This is a genomic window from Streptococcus sp. HMSC071D03, from assembly GCF_001812125.1.
GTDB lineage: Bacteria > Bacillota > Bacilli > Lactobacillales > Streptococcaceae > Streptococcus > Streptococcus pseudopneumoniae_N.
The window spans coordinates 9,658-10,264 of record NZ_KV807810.1; the positions used below are offsets into that span (position 1 = coordinate 9,658).

Annotated in this window: 1 protein-coding gene and 1 pseudogene; both read left to right on the forward strand. The window is 37.2% G+C overall.

Going from position 1 to position 607, the window contains the following annotated elements:
• Positions 1–401, forward strand: a 401-nt coding sequence (locus HMPREF2837_RS11955) for a DUF5945 family protein (RefSeq protein WP_222565311.1), incomplete at its 5' end; no start/stop codon positions are given.
• Position 402: 1 nt separating this feature from the next.
• Positions 403–607, forward strand: a pseudogene (locus HMPREF2837_RS11960) (hypothetical protein); the annotation flags it as partial.

Genomic DNA, 607 nt, shown 5'->3' on the forward strand with positions numbered 1-607 from the left:
GTAGATTAGATGAAAATGAGGAAGAACGAGTAGAGCCTTCACAAGATGAAAATACACAAGATGCAGCTACAGAAGAAGTAGTACCAGTTGTTGCAACATTTACTCAGAAAGAGAATAAAACGATTCCTGATCAAAAGGCTGAATCTTCCTTCTCTCTTTCTAATGCGACTACAGTAAATTTGCCTTCAGAGGTTATTGATAGCTTTGAGGCTCAGACGGTTACTTATAAGCAATCTATTAAAAATAAAATCAAATCTAACGAAGATTTTATCATGGAAGCCAATGAGGAAATTGCTCAGTGTCAAAATAGGATTGATGAGTTGAAACAACAGATTCTTGCGAAAGACTCTCAAGCTACTCAATTGAAAGATCTTTATTTCAAAATTGAAGAGGTGAGCTAAAATGGAACAAGAACAAGTGGTAGCCCAATTAGGACGGGCAACTCTTGTGACAGGAGAAATCATCTTAAAAGGCCTCTTTCTGGTGGGCTCTAAAGCAGTTGAAATTTATCAAGCCAGAGGAGAGAATGTAGTCTTTACTGGTGATACAGACTGGAATAAATTTATGGCAACGGCAGATGCTAAAGAAGTCCAGCAATTACTACATA